Annotated in this window: 13 protein-coding genes; 6 read left to right on the top strand and 7 right to left on the bottom strand. The window is 75.1% G+C overall.

Annotated features, from left to right (window positions below):
• The first annotated feature begins 2 nt into the window (after positions 1-2).
• The 6 genes from AC6EH9_RS00420 to AC6EH9_RS00395 all read left to right on the top strand — a co-directional run bounded on the left by AC6EH9_RS00420 (position 3) and on the right by AC6EH9_RS00395 (position 6,094).
• Positions 3-809, top strand: coding sequence for a UbiA family prenyltransferase (locus tag AC6EH9_RS00420; RefSeq protein ID WP_498419489.1), 807 nt, complete (start codon positions 3-5; stop codon positions 807-809).
• Positions 806-1,987 carry an NAD(P)/FAD-dependent oxidoreductase gene (locus AC6EH9_RS00415; RefSeq protein ID WP_498419487.1) on the top strand — a complete coding sequence of 394 codons (1,182 nt, stop codon included), beginning with the start codon at positions 806-808 and terminating at the stop codon, positions 1,985-1,987. Before AC6EH9_RS00420 ends, AC6EH9_RS00415 begins: the two co-directional genes overlap by 4 nt.
• Before the next feature lie 11 nt (positions 1,988-1,998).
• A complete protein-coding gene (locus AC6EH9_RS00410; protein WP_498419486.1) occupies positions 1,999-3,078 on the top strand; it encodes a type III polyketide synthase in 1,080 nt (359 codons plus the stop codon).
• Entirely contained in the window at positions 3,075-3,611 is a 537-nt protein-coding gene (locus tag AC6EH9_RS00405) for an isoprenylcysteine carboxyl methyltransferase family protein (RefSeq protein ID WP_498419485.1), read from the top strand. The genes AC6EH9_RS00410 and AC6EH9_RS00405 overlap by 4 nt, the downstream gene beginning before the upstream one ends.
• The gene (locus tag AC6EH9_RS00400; RefSeq protein WP_498419484.1) at positions 3,604-4,626 is read left to right on the top strand and encodes an FAD-dependent monooxygenase; all 1,023 of its coding nucleotides are present in this window, start codon (positions 3,604-3,606) and stop codon (positions 4,624-4,626) included. Before AC6EH9_RS00405 ends, AC6EH9_RS00400 begins: the two co-directional genes overlap by 8 nt.
• A gap of 88 nt (positions 4,627-4,714) precedes the next feature.
• Positions 4,715-6,094 (top strand): cytochrome P450, encoded by a 1,380-nt coding sequence (locus AC6EH9_RS00395; RefSeq protein ID WP_498419482.1) that lies wholly within the window; start codon positions 4,715-4,717, stop codon positions 6,092-6,094.
• Positions 6,095-6,104: 10 nt separating this feature from the next.
• On the opposite strand, the gene AC6EH9_RS00390 is transcribed toward AC6EH9_RS00395, so the two are convergent.
• The 7 genes from AC6EH9_RS00390 to AC6EH9_RS00360 form a co-directional block, all read right to left on the bottom strand.
• Positions 6,105-6,614: a hypothetical protein gene (locus AC6EH9_RS00390; RefSeq protein ID WP_498419480.1), complete on the bottom strand. Its 510-nt coding sequence runs from the start codon at positions 6,612-6,614 to the stop codon at positions 6,105-6,107.
• Positions 6,571-7,560 carry a hypothetical protein gene (locus tag AC6EH9_RS00385; protein WP_498419478.1) on the bottom strand — a complete coding sequence of 330 codons (990 nt, stop codon included), beginning with the start codon at positions 7,558-7,560 and terminating at the stop codon, positions 6,571-6,573. Before AC6EH9_RS00385 ends, AC6EH9_RS00390 begins: the two co-directional genes overlap by 44 nt.
• Complete coding sequence (locus tag AC6EH9_RS00380) at positions 7,557-7,859, bottom strand: hypothetical protein (RefSeq protein ID WP_498419476.1); 303 nt, start codon at positions 7,857-7,859, stop codon at positions 7,557-7,559. Before AC6EH9_RS00380 ends, AC6EH9_RS00385 begins: the two co-directional genes overlap by 4 nt.
• Positions 7,860-7,973: 114 nt before the next feature.
• Positions 7,974-9,116, bottom strand: coding sequence for a sulfotransferase family protein (locus tag AC6EH9_RS00375; RefSeq protein ID WP_498419474.1), 1,143 nt, complete (start codon positions 9,114-9,116; stop codon positions 7,974-7,976).
• Between the two features lie 49 nt (positions 9,117-9,165).
• Positions 9,166-9,969, bottom strand: coding sequence for an SDR family oxidoreductase (locus AC6EH9_RS00370; protein ID WP_498419473.1), 804 nt, complete (start codon positions 9,967-9,969; stop codon positions 9,166-9,168).
• On the bottom strand, positions 9,966-11,192 hold the full coding sequence (locus AC6EH9_RS00365; protein ID WP_498419471.1) for a hypothetical protein: 1,227 nt from the start codon (positions 11,190-11,192) through the stop codon (positions 9,966-9,968). Before AC6EH9_RS00365 ends, AC6EH9_RS00370 begins: the two co-directional genes overlap by 4 nt.
• Entirely contained in the window at positions 11,192-12,064 is an 873-nt protein-coding gene (locus AC6EH9_RS00360; protein ID WP_498419469.1) for a TIGR03619 family F420-dependent LLM class oxidoreductase, read from the bottom strand. The genes AC6EH9_RS00365 and AC6EH9_RS00360 overlap by 1 nt, the downstream gene beginning before the upstream one ends.
• Positions 12,065-12,072 lie beyond the last annotated feature (8 nt).

The following is a 12,072-nucleotide window of genomic DNA, read 5'->3' as shown; positions in this document are numbered from 1 at the left end:
CGATGAGCGCCAGGCGGGCCTCGGCCGCACTCCTTCGTGCCGCCCACCCGGGGCCCGCTGCGGCGGTCACCCTGCTGGGCGGCCTGCTCGCGGCCGCGCTCGGCGGCTCCCCGGGGCGGGTGGCCCTCGTCGTCGTCGCCGTCGCGGCCGGGCAGCTCTCCATCGGCTGGTCCAACGACCTCCTCGACGCCGCCCGGGACCGCCGGGTCGGGCGCGCTGACAAGCCGATCGCCACCGGCGACGTGGGCGAGCGGCTGGTGCGCGCCGCCTGCGCCGTGGCCCTGCTCGCCTCGATCCCGCTCTCGCTGGCCTGCGGCCTGCTCGCCGGCTCGGTGCACCTGCTCGTCGTCGCCGCCGGCTGGGTCTACAACCTCGGGGCCAAGGCGACGGTGCTGTCCTGGCTGCCCTACGCCGTGGCGTTCGGGGCGCTGCCGGTCTTCGTCAGCCTCGCCGTGGACGACGCCGTCCCACCCGGCTGGATGCCGCTGGCCGGGGCGCTGCTGGGCGTGGGGGCGCACCTGGTCAACGTGCTGCCCGACCTCGACGACGACGCCGCGACCGGCGTCCGCGGGCTGCCGCACCGGATCGGGGCCCGCTGGACCGCGCCGATCGCGGTCGCCGTGCTGGCGCTCGCCTCGGTGGTGATCGTGGCCGGCGCCCCGGTGGACTCGCCGCCGGTCGCCGTCGGGGCGCTGGTCGTCGTCGCCGTCCTCGCGGTGCTGGCCCTGACCGGCGAGGGCCGGGCGCCGTTCCGGGCGGCGCTCGGCATCGCGCTGGTCGACGTGGTGATGTTCGGGTGGGCCCGATGAGCGCGGCACCGCCGGCGGCCTGGGACCTGATCGTGGTGGGCGCCGGCCCCGCCGGCAGCGCCACGGCGCTGGCCGCGCTGGCCGAGGACCCGGCGCTGCGGGTGCTGCTGCTGGACCGCGCCGACTTCCCGCGCGACAAGTGCTGCGGGGACGGCATCGCCCCCCACGTCGTCGACGCGCTGGCCCAGGTCGGCGCCGGCGACGTCGTCGAGGGCTGGTCGCCGCTGTGGAGCCTCGAGTTGGCCCGGCGCGAGGCGCGGGTGGCGCGCCCGATGGCCCGGCCGGTGTGGGTCATCCCGCGCGAGGTCTTCGACGCCCGACTGGTCCAGCGCGCGGTGGCCGCCGGGGCCGTGCTGCGCCGCCACCGCGTCGCCCACGTCCGCCAGCATCTGGACCGGGTGGAGGTGGACGGCTTCAGCGCCCCGGTGGTGGTCGGCGCCGACGGCGCGCACTCGGTGGTCCGCCGCGCCGCCGGGGTGTCCGTCGGCGGCCGCCGCGCGCTCGCCCTGCGCGGCTACGCCCCCACCGCGCCGGGGCGTCGCGGCACCCAGGTGATCCGCTACGGCGAGCGCCGCCAGCCGTCGTACGCCTGGGCCTTCGATCGTGGCGACGGCCTCTCCAACGTCGGGTACGGCGAGCTCCTGGGCCCCGGCGAGCCGCCCTCGCGGGCCCTGCTCCTCGGCGAGCTGGAACGGCTGCTGCCCGGCGCGGCGGCGGCCGGGACCCGCTGGCGGGGCCACCACCTCCCGCTGTCCGGCTGGCGCTGGCAGCAGCCCGCGGGCCGGCTGCTGCTGGCCGGCGACGCCGCGGGGCTGGTGAACCCGATGACCGGCGAAGGCATCTACTACGCCGTCGCCACCGGCATCGTCGCGGGCCGCACGGCGGCGCGCACCCTGGCGCAGGACCGGCCCCGGCAGGCCGGCGCCGAGCACCGCCGGGCGGTGCGGGCGCTGCTCGGCGGCCATCTGCGCCACACCTGGATCGCCTCCCGGCTGGCGACGCTCCCGGTGGTGATCGACGCAGGCATCCGTGCCGCCACCGGCAACGAACACGTCTTCGACGACCTCGTCGAGATCGGTCTCGGGGACGGCCGGATCACCCCTCGGCTCGCGGGCGGACTGCTCGCGGGCCTCATCCCCCGCACGCCCCTCCCGGGCGCCGCGGGAACCACCGGTTGAAGGAGCAGCAGATGGAGATCCTGTCGGTCCGCGGGGCCCTCCCGCAGCACCGCTACACCCAGCAGGAGATCACCGACGCCTTCGCCGGCGTGATCGCCCGGGGTGGTCTCGACGAGCGGCTGCTGCGCCGCTTCCACGCCAACGCCGGGGTCGAGCACCGCAGCCTGGTCCTGCCGCTGGAGAGCTACGCCGGGCTCGACGACTTCGGCCGGGCCAACGACCACTTCATCGAGGCGGCCGTCGAGCTCGGCTCGCGTGCGCTCAGCGACGCCCTCAAGGCCGCCGACCTGACGCCGACCGACGTGGACCTGGTGATCTCGGCGACCGTCACCGGGCTCGCGGTACCCAGCCTGGAGGCGCGCATCGCCGCCGGCATCGGCCTGCGCCCCGACGTGAAGCGGCTGCCCCTGGTGGGGCTGGGCTGCGTGGCGGGCGCGGCCGGCATCGCCCGGCTGCACGATTACCTGGTCGGCCACCCCGACCACGTGGCGGTGCTGGTCGCGGTCGAGCTGTGCTCGCTGACGGTGCAGCGCGACGACGTGTCGGTGCCGAACCTGGTGGCCAGCGGGCTCTTCGGCGACGGCGCCGCGGCGGTCGTCGCGCGCGGGGGGCGCGGGCGGGACTCTGCGGCGCGCGGCCCGGTCGAGGTGCTGGCCAGCCGCAGCCGGCTCTATCCCGACTCCGAGCGGACCATGGGCTTCGACGTGACCTCCGGCGGCCTGAGGATCGTGCTCGACGCCTCGGTGCCCGACGTGGTCGGCCACTACCTGCGCGAGGACGTCGACGGCTTCCTCGCCGAGCAGGGCCTGACCCGGGCCGACATCGGCTGGTGGGTCTGCCATCCCGGCGGGCCGAAGGTGATCGAGGCCCTCGAGCAGGCGCTCGAGGTGCCGCGCGAGGCGGTCCGGCTGACCTGGGAGTCGCTGGCCCGGATCGGCAACCTCTCCTCCGCCTCGGTGCTGCACGTCCTCGAGGACACCCTGCGCGATCGGCCACCGCGCCCAGACTCGTACGGCGTCCTGCTGGCGATGGGCCCCGGCTTCTGCTCCGAGCTGGTGCTGCTCCGCTCGCTCGGTGAGGCGGCGGCGTGACCGGGCTGGGCGCGTTCACGGTGCTGGTGGCGCTGGTCGGGTTGGAGCGGGTCGCCGAGCTGGTCGTCTCCAAGCGCAACGCCGCCTGGAGCCTGGCCCGGGGCGGGCGGGAGACCGGGCAGGGGCACTACCCGGTGATGGTGGTGCTGCACTCGGGGCTCCTCGTCGGCGCGCTCGCCGAGGCGTGGCTGCGGCGTCCCGAGGTGGCGCCGGTGCTGGCCTGGTCGATGCTCGCGCTGGTGCTCGCCTCGCAGGCGCTGCGCTGGTGGTGCATCGCGACCCTCGGGCGGCGCTGGAACACCCGGGTGATCGTGGTGCCCGGGCTCGCCCCGGTCGCTGGCGGGCCCTACCGGCTGTTCCGGCACCCCAACTACGTCGCGGTCGTCGTGGAGGGCGCGGCGCTGCCGCTGGTGCACGGCGCCTGGATCACCGCGCTGGTCTTCACCATCCTGAACGCGGCCCTGCTGCGGGTGCGGATCCGGGTGGAGGACGCCGCGCTCGCCACCCTGCCCCAGCCGGCCGCGCGTGCGTGACCTGATCGTGGCCGGCGGCGGACCGGTCGGCCTGGCCACTGCCCTGTACGCCGCGCGGGAGGGACTCGACGTGGTGGTCCGCGAGCCCCGCCCCGGCACGATCGACAAGGCGTGCGGGGAAGGGCTGATGCCCGGGGCGGTGGCGGCGCTGGCCGCGCTCGGCGTCGACCCGGCCGGGTGCGCCATCGACGGGATCCGCTACCTCGACGCGGACCACCGCGCCCAGGCGGCGTTCCGGCGCGGGCCGGGGCGCGGCGTGCGCCGTACCGTGCTGCACGCGGCGCTGCGCGAGGCGGTGCTGGACGCCGGGGTCGTGATCGAGCCGGTGGCGGTGCGGGAGGTGCGCGACGTCGGGGACCGGGTGCTGGTGGACGGAGACGCAGCCCGGCACCTGGTCGCCGCGGACGGGCTGCACTCGCCGGTGCGCCGGATGCTCGGCCTGGACGTGCCGGTCACCGGCGCCCGGCGCTACGGCCTGCGCTGCCACGTCGAGCGGGAGCCATGGACCTCGTTCGTCGAGGTGCACTGGGCGCCCACCGCCGAGGCGTACGTGACCCCGGTGGGGGAGCGGCTGGTGGGCATCGCGGTGCTGGGAGCCCGGGGCAGCCGTCTCGAGGACGTCCTGGTCGAGCTGCCGGCGCTGGCCCAGCGGCTCGCCGGCGCCGAGTCGACGCGCGCCCGCGGCGCCGGCCCGCTGCGCCAGCGGGCCCGGCGCAGGGTCGCCGGCCGGGTGCTGCTGGTCGGGGACGCCGCGGGGTACGTGGACGCGCTCACCGGGGAGGGGATCTCGCTGGGCCTGGCCCAGGCCCAGGCCGCCGTCGCCGCGCTCGTCACCGACCGTCCGGCGGGCTACGAGCGGGTGGCACGGCGCCTGGGACGGCGCCACGACCTGCTGACCCGCACCCTGCTGGGGGCCACCCGGCAGCCGGCGTTGCGCCGGCGGGTGGTGCCGCTGGCGGCGGCCTGGCCGGGGGTCTTCGCGGCCGCCGTCGACCAGCTGGCCCGCCCGGCCTGAGACGAGCGCGCGCTGCGCGCTTCCGCGGGTGCCGGGGCCCTCCTAGCATGTGACCCGGGCCACCGACGCGGCCCCTCAGGAGGGCGTCATGGCCATGACCCAGGAGCAGATGGACCGGCTCACCGACGCGCGCTTCCGCGCGGCCCGGCCCCCGACGCGACGGCGGCGGAAGGTGCCGCGCTCCGCGCTGCCGCCGGGACCGTCGTGGCCGCCGCTGCTGCAGACCATCGCGCTGGTGCGCTTCCGGCACCAGTTCGTGCCCGCGATGCACCGCAAGCACGGTGACGTCTTCGCGGTGAGGCTGCTGCCCGGCGGGCAGCCGCTGGTGCTGTTCACCGGGCCCGAGCACGCCAAGGAGATCTTCGCGGGCGACCCTGCGGTCTTCCACGCGGGCAAGGGCAACGCGGTGCTGGGCCCGGTGATGGGGCAGCACTCGCTGCTCCTGCAGGACGGCGCCGAGCACAAGCGGGCCCGCAAGCTGCTGATGCCGGCCTTCAACGGCCACGCGCTGCGCGGCTACCAGGCCCTGGTCAGCGAGCTGGCCCGAGCCGAGGTCGACACCTGGACGCCCGCGCGGGAGTTCCGCTCCCTCGACCGGATGAACGCGCTCACCCTGGAGGTGATCCTGCGGGTGGTCTTCGGCGTCACCGACGAGGAGCGGCTGCGCGGGCTGCGCCCGCGGGTCAACCGCACCGTCGACGTCAGCCCGATCGTCCTGCTCGGCTGGCCGGTGCCGCAGCTGCAGCGGATCGGGCCGTGGAAGGCCAGCGTGGAGAACCAGCGGGCGCTGGACCGGCTGATGTACACCGAGATCGGTGAGCGGCGCGGCCAGGGCGATCTCGCGCAGCGCACCGACGTGCTGTCGCGGTTGATCCAGGTCCGCGACGAGGCCGGCGACATGCTCGACGACGCCGAGCTGCGCGACCAGCTGGTCACGCTGCTGCTGGCCGGCCACGAGACCACGGCCACCGCGCTGTCCTGGGCGCTCTACGAGCTCGGCCGCGACCCGCGTCAGCTGGCGCGCGCCCAGCAGGCGGCCGACGAGGGCGACGACGACTACCTGGAGGCGGTGCTGAAGGAGTCGATGCGGCTGCACCCGGTGATCGCGATGGTGGTGCGCCACCTGACGGCGCCGGCCCGTGTCGGCGGGTGGGACCTGCCGGCGGGGGTGACGGTGGGGCCCTCGATCCTGCTCGGCCACGCCCGCCCCGACAGCCACCCCGACCCGCAGGCCTTCCGCCCCGAGCGGTTCGTCGGGCAGAGCCCCGCCCCGCACACCTGGATCCCGTTCGGAGGCGGCGTACGGCGCTGCATCGGGGCGGGCTTCTCGCTGATGGAGGGGGTCGCGGTGCTGCGCGCCGTGCTCACCGCCTACGACGTGGAGACCCTCGGCGAGGACCGCCCCCGGGTCCGCAACATCACCAGCGTCCCGCGCCGCGGGGCGCCGATCCGGGTGCACCGGCGCTAGGCACGCCCGGCTAGGAGGCACGCGCCGTGGGCCGGGGCGGCCCGGCGTGCAGGGCGCGCACCACCGCCTCCGGGTCACAGCCCAGCGCGACGTCCTCGAAGAGGTCGCAGTAGTCGAGGTACTCCTCGCGCACCACCGTCCCGGTCAGCATCAGCCCGACGCCGTCGGCCACCCACGCCCACAGGTCACAGACCAGGTCGTGGCCCTCGTAGGCGTAGGAGAAGCGTCGGTAGGCGACCGGCCAGCCGCCGTCGTAGTCGTCCTCGTCCTCGAGGTCGAAGCGGTCCAGCCCCGGTCCCAGGTCGCGCAGGGTCAGCTCCACCCAGTCCTCCAGGCCGACGGTCACCGGCTCGGCGACGAGGTTGATGCCGGGACGCACACCGCTGGGTCCCGGCCGCCGGGGAGAGGCGGCCAGCAGGATCCCCGCCTCGGGCCGGGTCCCGTGCACCCAGCCCGGCGGCAGCGTCAGCGGCAGGTCAGGGGGCGGGGGCGGGTCGGGGGTCGGGCCGGCAGGGCTCATCGGATACCTCCAGGTGGGGCGGGACGTCGAGGTCGGCGCCCGGCGGTCGGGTGGTCGGGACGGGCAGGACGAGGGTGGTGCCGGCGAGGACCGGTGGCCCGGCGTCCGACACGACAGCGGAGGCGAGCTGCCAGCGGCGGGCGCCTCCCGGCGCACCGGGCCGGTCCTGCGGGGTCCGCTCGGCGGGCGGGTCGGACGCGCCGATGCCCGGGGACCCGGAGGACGGGTCGGATGCTGCGCCGGCCGGTGACCCGGAGGACGGCCTCGCCTCCGGCGACGCTGGGGACGCCGGCGCCTCGGCGGCCGGTGACTCGGGCCGGTCGGGCCCCCGCTCGGGGCCGGGTGCGGGCCGCTGCTCGGGCTGCCGCTCGGGCTGCTGCGGCGGGCCGGCGGGGAGGTCCTCGACCGGCGGCAGGAACGTGCCGCTGGGCAGCGCGTTCCACGAGCTCTGGCCCAGCTCGATGGCGTAGGCCTTCAGCGACGCTCGCCAGCCGTCCTGTGCCTCGGTCTCGTCGGCGCGCGCCCGCCGTACGGTGGCGACCGCCTCGCGGTGGGCGAGCCGGCGCTCCCTGACCAGGCGGGCGCTCTCGTCCGCGCGGTCCACCGGCTCCACGAGCCGGTCCCCGCGGACCAGGTCGTAGGGGGCGACCAGGCGGCGGACGCGCTCGATGCGGTCCTCGACGTCCTCGAGCACCTCGGCCAGCGCGCTCAGCCGGTGTGCCAGCTCCGCCACGCACCGCGACAGCAGCTCGGCCTCCCCGGCGGTGGTCGCCACCCGCGCGCGGTAGGCCGCGCCGGAGCCGCCGGCCAGACCGGGACCCGACCGCTCGCGCTCACGGAGGAGCAGGTCGGCGGTGTCCGCGACGGCGTGACTGGCGCGGGTCAGCTGGCGCGCCGTGCGCCGGCACTCGCCGGGCGCCCCGGCCACCCGTAGGGACACGCTCATCGCCCGGCCCCCGGAGCCACGTCGGCGAGATCGGGGACCCGGCACCGGAAGTCGGGGGCCACCAGCAGCTCGTCGGTGGCCCAGAAGTCGTCGCAGGTGTCGACCACGCCGGTGGAGATGCGGGCGAGGTGGGTGGCCAGCTCCCGGCAGGCGCCGCTCACCCGGGCCAGGCCCTGCGCGGTCTCCGCGCTGGTCGCGCCGGTGTCGGGCCGGGACAGGGGCAGCTCGTCGAGCACGGCCTCGCGCTGGACGGACAGCCGCCGGGCCGCGCCGCGCATCCGGGAGTAGTCGATTTGCATGCCGACGACGCTAGGAAGCATCCGGCGTGCCGCCAAGCCTCACTTTCCGGACCTGTGGACAACCGCCTGCCGCAGGTGCGCCCAGCCGCGAGCCGAGCGCCGAGCCCGGCGCGCTCAGCGCGCGAACGCCGCGCGCACCTGCTCCTCGGTGAGCCCGTAGTCGGCCAGCGTGTAGGCGTGCACCGGCTTGCGGTCGCCCTCGCGCGAGGCGGCGTCCGCGGCGCGGACGGCGTCGGCGACCGCGGGTGAGTAGTCCAGGCCGAACGTCTCGTAGATGCCCTGGACCGTCGCGGTCGGGTCGGCCACGAAGTCGAGGTAGTCGACGTCGACGAACTGCCGCTGGTCGTAGGCCGGCCGCGCCTCGTGGAAGGCGTGGAACTCGCGGGCGAGCAGGTCCAGCTGGGTGGCGCCGACCACCTCGCCGGCGAACGTGGTCGACCAGCCGGCCGCGGACGTCGCCGACAGCGAGCAGGCCGAGGCCACCGAGGTGACCGGGTCGCGGTGCATCTGCACCACCAGCGCGTCGGGGTAGACGGCCATCAGCGCGTCCAGGGCGACCAGGTGCGAGGGGTTCTTCAGCACCCAGCGGCGCGCGGTGTCGTGCAGGCCGATCAGCTGCAGGTTGGCGCGGTGGCGCTGGTAGGCGTCGGTCCAGTCCTGGCGGGCCAGCCAGCCGGCGTACGTCGGCACGTGGGCCACCGACTCGTAGCCGATGGACTTGCCGCTCTGGCGCAGGATCTTCCAGCACTCCTCGACCGTGGCGGCGTCCATGTAGTGGATCCCCATCAGCTCGGGGTGCTCGGCGTTGTGGGCGGCGTAGCCGGCGTTGATCGCGGCGTAGACGGGGTTGTCCTCCCACGTCGCGCGCGGCGGGCGCGGCTGGGGGAACTCCGCGAGCCACAGCTCGATGCCCTGGTGGGCCGGGTCGGCGGTGAGCAGGCGGTGCATCGCGGTGGTGCCGGTCCGGGGCAGGCCGAGCACGAAGATCGGCCGCTCGATCGCCACTTCGGCGTACGACGGGTGCTGGGCGAACCCGGACTGCGACAGCAGCCGGGCCACCAGCGCGCCCTTCACCTGCGCGCGCATCATGTAGCTGCCCACGCCGGTCAGCCCGGCAGTCGGGGAGTTGAGGTCCTCGACGAGGATCCGCAGTCCCTCCTCGTGCTCGGTGCCGCCGAAGTCCGCCAGGCCGGTGGAGCGGATCGCGGCGGCCGCGATGTCCTCGTAGCTGCCGACGTCGGCGCGTTCGCGTGCCATGTCTCCTCCGGGGGTGGCTGGGGCAGGTCGGGGTGCGGACCGGCGGGGGCTAGCGGTCGTGGAACTCGCCGCAGTCGACGTTGAGCACGGTGCCGGTGACGGCACTGGCCAGGTCGCTGGCGAGGAACAGCGCGGCGCGGGCGATCTCGACCGGCGTGGCCAGCCGCTTGAGGTCGGTCGGGGCCGCCTTCTCGGCGTACACCTCCTCGTGGGTGCGCCCGGTCTCCGCGGCGATCCAGTCGAAGTAGGCCTTGTTGACGTCCTCGTAGATGTAGGACGGCGCGATCGAGTTGACCCGGATCCCGCGCGGGCCGAGCTCGGTGGCGAGCGCGGAGGCGGCGTGGGCGAGCTGGCCCTTGGAGAGCTTGTAGCCGGCGAACTCCGGCTGGGAGTGGTACAGGACCGCGGAGTTGACCATCACGATCGAGCCCTGGGTCGCGGCCAGCGCGTCGGCGAACAGCGCCGAGAGCCGCAGCGGCGCGTAGACGTTGGTCTCCTGAGCGGTGCGCAGCGCGTCGAGCCCCAGCGTGGTGAGCGGGTCCATCGGCGGGATCGCGAAGGCGTTGTTGACCAGGCAGTCCACCCGGCCGAACTCAGCCAGCGCGGCGTCGACCAGCGCGGCGCGGGCCGTCTCGTCGGTGATGTCGGTGGGGACGACGAGCGCGCGCCGGCCCAGCTCGCGCACCCGGGCCGCCGCCTTCTCCAGGCGCCGCTCGGTGCGGCTGGCCAGGACCAGGTCGGCGCCCATCCGCGCGGCCTCCTCGCCGAGCGCGCGGCCCAGCCCGGGGCCGACGCCGGAGAGGACGACGACCTTGTCCCGCAGCAGGCCCGCACCGAGCGGGGAGGTGCTCACGAGAGCATCCGCCGGGCCACCGCGCGCTGACGGGCGGCGATCCGGGCGGCGTACTGCTCGGGGCCGATCCGGTTCGACGCGTGGTACGGCAGCACGCTGGGCAGGTCGTCGAAGCGCACCCTCTCCACCACCGGCCCGTCCTCGGGGCCCAGGTCGCGGGAGAGCTGCTGCCAGCGCAGCATGATCGCGCCGGTGCGGTGCCCCAGCGCCTCCAGCCAGTTGGCCACGCCGGGATCGCGCTCGCTGATCACGAAGCGCATCACCTGGTCGGGGTCGGTCTGCGCCTGCGCCTTGGTCAGCGAGGTCTGGTGGGTCTCGTAGTCGGTGGAGACGTACCAGTCCGAGCCGATCTGGATGCCCTGGTAGGTGCAGTCCGCGCAGGCCGGGACGCTGATCACCAGCGCCTCGTCGTCGGCGAGCTCGTAGTGCCCGATCGAGGAGCGCTGCGAGGTGAGCCCGCCGGGCGTGGACTGCGGCGGCGTCAGCGTGTTGACCAGCTGCTGGTACTGGAAGAACTGGGGGAACATGAACCAGGTCTGGATCGTCCCGGTGAGCGTGCGTGCGGCGATCTCGTACTTCTTGGCGAGCCGGGCGCGGGTCAGCGGCGGCGCCGGCACGCCGAGCTGGTCGGTGCGCTCGATCCAGAGCGTGCCGCGCTCCTCGGTGTCCCAGTCGTTGTAGACCTCGCGCACGATCAGCGACGAGGCGCCGGGCCCGGAGACGAAGTAGTTGCGCGGCCGCTCGGCTCCCGGCACCAGCTCCGGGCCGAAGGTGAGCGCGAAGGTGCCGTCCTCGTCGAGCTCGATCTCACGCTCGTCGAAGGCCGCCAGCGCCGCCGGCGTGTCCTCGGCGGTGTAGTTGCCGGCCATCACCTGGAACGACAGGTCGGCGGTGGTCCCGCGGCGCCCACGCACGACGTACGTCGCGGAGTCGTTGATCACCGCGTGGAAGTACAGGGCATCGGGGTTGTCGAGGCCCTGGCGGGAGAACTGGTGGGTGCCGTTGACGAAGAGGGTGCGGCCCGGGTCGTGGCTGAAGGCCGCCTGGATCGCCATCCGGATCCGCCCGGCCAGGTAGTCGTAGCCCTCCAGCAGGTCCTGCTCGGTGCGGATGAAGTCGGCCCCGCGGATCAGCTCCTCGGCCTGCGCGACGGCGTCGGCGAAGGGCTTGGTGATGCCCGGGTCGTCGAGCCGCAGGTCCTCGGGCCGCCCCCCGGCGTCCATCAGAGCCGGCCGATGATCTGCTCGGCGAACCGCTCCAGGTGGGCGACCTTCTTGCTCACCGGCTGGTCGTCCTGGCCCTTGATGTAGGGCACCCGGAAGCCGACGATGGCGTCGGTGACGCCCTTGTCCTCGAGGCGGCGGATGCCGTCGAGGGTGTAGGAGTCGGTCGAGATCGCGTGCACCTGGAAGTCCTCGCGGGTGTCGCCCTCGGCCTTGCGGATCTCGGCGAGACGGGCCAGCAGCCGGTCCAGCTCCTCGGCGTCGCCGCCGGCGTGCATCCACCCGTCGCCCTTGAGTACGGCGCGGCGCAGCGCGGCGTCGCTGTGGCCGCCGACGAGCAGCGGGATCGGCTCGGTCGGGGCCGGGGACTGCTTGATCTCGGGGAAGGAGAAGAACTCGCCGTCGTAGCCGAAGTACTCGCCGCTGGTGAGGCCGCGCAGCACGTCGATGCACTCGTCCATCCGCTTGCCGCGGCGCGCCCACGGCACCCCCATCGCGATGAAGTCCTCGGGCCAGGGGGAGAGCCCCACGCCGAGGGTGAGGCGGTTGCCGGAGAGGTAGGCGATCGAGGAGGCCTGCTTGGCGACCAGCACCGGCGGGCGCACCGGCAGCTTCAGCACGAACGGCGTGAAGCGCAGGGTGCTGGTCAGCGCGGCCAGGTGGGTGACCAGCGTCATCGTCTCGATGAACGCCTTGTCCTCGAGGAACTCCCGGTCGCCGGTGTCGGTGTAGGGGTAGGTGGAGTCGGACTCGCGCGGATAGATCAGGCTGTCCGCGATGGTCATCGACGTGTACCCGGCCGCCTCGGCGGCCTGGGCGAGCGGCACATAGTTCTCGACGCGGGTCATCGCCTCGGCGTAGGTGAATCGCATGCCCGCAC

This window comes from Nocardioides sp. Z21_20 (assembly GCF_059766585.1).
Note: the sequence above shows the minus strand (reverse complement) of the source record. Positions and strands in the feature narration are given on the sequence as shown.

Bases quoted from the DNA above. Each gene is read 5' to 3' on its own strand.
- AC6EH9_RS00420 (WP_498419489.1), top strand. From the start codon at position 3: ATGAGCGCCAGGCGGGCCTCGGCCGCACTCCTTCGTGCCGCCCACCCG.
- AC6EH9_RS00415 (WP_498419487.1), top strand. From the start codon at position 806: ATGAGCGCGGCACCGCCGGCGGCCTGGGACCTGATCGTGGTGGGCGCC.
- AC6EH9_RS00410 (WP_498419486.1), top strand. From the start codon at position 1,999: ATGGAGATCCTGTCGGTCCGCGGGGCCCTCCCGCAGCACCGCTACACC.
- AC6EH9_RS00395 (WP_498419482.1), top strand. From the start codon at position 4,715: ATGGCCATGACCCAGGAGCAGATGGACCGGCTCACCGACGCGCGCTTC.
- AC6EH9_RS00390 (WP_498419480.1), bottom strand. From the start codon at position 6,614: ATGAGCCCTGCCGGCCCGACCCCCGACCCGCCCCCGCCCCCTGACCTG.
- AC6EH9_RS00385 (WP_498419478.1), bottom strand. From the start codon at position 7,560: ATGAGCGTGTCCCTACGGGTGGCCGGGGCGCCCGGCGAGTGCCGGCGC.
- AC6EH9_RS00380 (WP_498419476.1), bottom strand. From the start codon at position 7,859: ATGCAAATCGACTACTCCCGGATGCGCGGCGCGGCCCGGCGGCTGTCC.
- AC6EH9_RS00375 (WP_498419474.1), bottom strand. From the start codon at position 9,116: ATGGCACGCGAACGCGCCGACGTCGGCAGCTACGAGGACATCGCGGCC.
- AC6EH9_RS00365 (WP_498419471.1), bottom strand. From the start codon at position 11,192: ATGGACGCCGGGGGGCGGCCCGAGGACCTGCGGCTCGACGACCCGGGC.
- AC6EH9_RS00360 (WP_498419469.1), bottom strand. From the start codon at position 12,064: ATGCGATTCACCTACGCCGAGGCGATGACCCGCGTCGAGAACTATGTG.